Origin of the sequence: Streptomyces prasinopilosus, assembly GCF_001419695.1 — a bacterium.
Lineage (GTDB): Bacteria > Actinomycetota > Actinomycetes > Streptomycetales > Streptomycetaceae > Streptomyces > Streptomyces prasinopilosus.
Map to the genome: position 1 here is coordinate 1 of NZ_LIRG01000214.1, position 2,362 is coordinate 2,362.

General features: G+C 75.9%; 2 protein-coding genes. One reads left to right on the forward strand and one right to left on the reverse strand.

Annotation, left to right across the window (positions count from 1 at the left end; genetic code table 11):
* Positions 1-274: 274 nt before the first annotated feature.
* Positions 275-1,501, reverse strand: coding sequence for a fumarylacetoacetase (fahA, locus tag AOK18_RS10530; protein WP_055694140.1), 1,227 nt, complete (start codon positions 1,499-1,501; stop codon positions 275-277).
* A 286-nt stretch (positions 1,502-1,787) separates the two neighbouring features.
* Between fahA and AOK18_RS10535 the strand changes: the two genes are divergently transcribed.
* The coding region (locus AOK18_RS10535) for a DegT/DnrJ/EryC1/StrS family aminotransferase (RefSeq protein WP_167738667.1) at positions 1,788-2,362 on the forward strand (575 nt) is incomplete at its 3' end.

Below are 2,362 nucleotides of genomic sequence, written 5' to 3' on the forward strand. Positions count from 1 at the left end.
CGGCCTGGGCGCCGGGCCCGGACGGGGTCCGCGTCGGCCTCGGCGCGGTCACGGGACGGGTCGTCCCCCGGGCCGACCCCGCGGGCTGACCCGCGGGCTGACCCGCGGGCCGCTCCGGCGAGGCGTCCGCCGCACGCCCGCCCTGCCCCACCCCTGCCCCGCACCGCCCTTCGCCGTCATACTGACGTGGCGTCGGGCGGTGCGGGGCAGGGGTGGGGCAGGGCGGGCGTGCGGCGGACGCCTCGCCGGAGCGGCCCGCGGGTCAGCCCGCGGGTCAGCCCGCGGGGTCGGCCCGGGGGACGACCCGTCCCGTGACCTCGCCGAGGCCGACGCGGACCCCGTCCGGGCCCGGGGCCCAGGCCGACAGGGTCACCACGTCGCCGTCCTCCAGGAAGGTCCGCTTGCCGTCGGGGAGTTCGAGGGCGTCACGGCCGTTCCAGGTCAGTTCCAGCAGGGACCCGCGCTGCCCCTCGGCGGGCCCGCTCACCGTGCCGGACCCGTAGAGGTCGCCGGTGCGCAGGGAGGCGCCGTTCACGGTCATGTGCGCGAGCTGCTGGGCGGCCGTCCAGTACATCGTGGAGAAGGGAGGCTCGGAGACGACGTGCCCGTTGACGGCCACGGAGATCCGCAGGTCGTAACCGCCGGGTTCCTCGTCCGCGTCGTCCAGGTACGGCAGCAGCGCGTGGGTGCGCTCCGGCGGCGCCACCCGGGCCTCCTCCAGGGCGTCCAGCGGGGTGATCCAGGCCGAGACAGAGGTGGCGAAGGACTTGCCGAGGAACGGGCCGAGGGGAACGTACTCCCAGGCCTGGACGTCGCGTGCGGACCAGTCGTTGAGGAGGCAGAGGCCGAAGACGTGGTCGCGGAAGCCGCCGAGCGGCACCGGCCGGCCCAGCTCGGACGGCGCCCCGACCACGAAGCCGACCTCGGCCTCGATGTCCAGCCGCACCGACGGGCCGAAGACCGGGACGGGATCGGTGGGCGCCTTGCGCTGCCCCGAGGGGCGCACGACGTCGGTGCCGGACACCAGCACCGTGCCGGAGCGGCCGTGGTAACCGATCGGCAGGTGCTTCCAGTTCGGGGTGAGGGAGTCGGGGGCGTCCGGGCGGAAGATCCGGCCGACGTTGCGGGCGTGGTGCTCGGAGGCGTAGAAGTCGACGTAGTCCGCGACCTCGAAGGGCAGGTGCAGGGTCACCGACGACAACGGGTGGAACAGCGGCTCGACGGCCTCCCGGTGCGCCGGCACGGTCACCCAGGCGGTGAGGGCGCGCCGGACGTCCGACCAGGCCGTACGGCCCGCAGCCAGCAGCGGGTTGAGGGTCGGGCGGGCCAGCAGGGAGGCGTACGGGGACCCCAGGGCGTGTGCGGCGGCGCCGGCGCCGAGGACGCGGTCGCCGAGCCGGACGCCCACCCTCCGCTCCGACGAACCGGGGGGCGAGAACACGCCGTACGGCAGGTTGTGCGGGCCGAAGGGATCGCCCTCGGGGACATCGAAGGGGGGCATCGGGTGCTGCCTCGCTCTCGTGTGCGCAGGTGCTCCACGTGTCCGTGGTCGTGCCACACGTTACGGGTGCCGCGGCGGTCTTGGGCAGAGGCGGAGGGACGGGTCCGGGGCGGGGCAGGCGTGCGCGTCCCGGACGGGACGACGCGTGCGCCGCCTCCCCCGCGTGCCGGGGGCCGTCCACGGGCCGGGTACGCAATCTTGACGGAGCGGTGCGAACGGGGCGACTCTGGGCGGGTGCCGGAAGGCCTCGGGGAGGGGGCGTTCCGACGGCACACCGGGGGGACGGATGGCCATTGGGGAGGCCGGTCCGGGACCGGCGCGTTCCGGCGTGCGGCCGAAGAGGCTGGAGGACGCCGTGCGCGACCGGCTCGGCCGGGAATGCGTGTACGTGCCGTCGTGCAGGTTCGGGCTGTTCGTGGCGCTGCGCCACTGGTGCCCGCCGGGCGGCAGGGTGCTGATGTCGCCGGTCAACGACGACGTGGTCCTCTTCGTGGTGCTCGCGGCGGGCCTGCGCCCGGTGCAGGCGCCGCTCCACCCGTTCGACGCGTCCATCGACGCCGACGCGGTGCCGGACGAGACCTGGGGATCGCTGTCCGCCGTACTGACCACGAACCTGTACGGCAACCCGGACCCGGCGCCCGGACTGCGGGCCCGCTGCGACGCGCTGGGCATCCCGCTGTTCGAGGACGGGGCGCACGCCATCGGCAGCGAGGTCGGCGGGCGGCCGGTCGGGGCCTGGGGCGACGCCTCCGTCTTCAGCCTCTCCAAGCACGCCGGCGCCCGGACGGGCGGCATCCTCGCGCTGGCCAACCCGGACCGGAGCACGGCGGTGCGGGAGGCCTGCGCCGCGCTGCTCGCCCC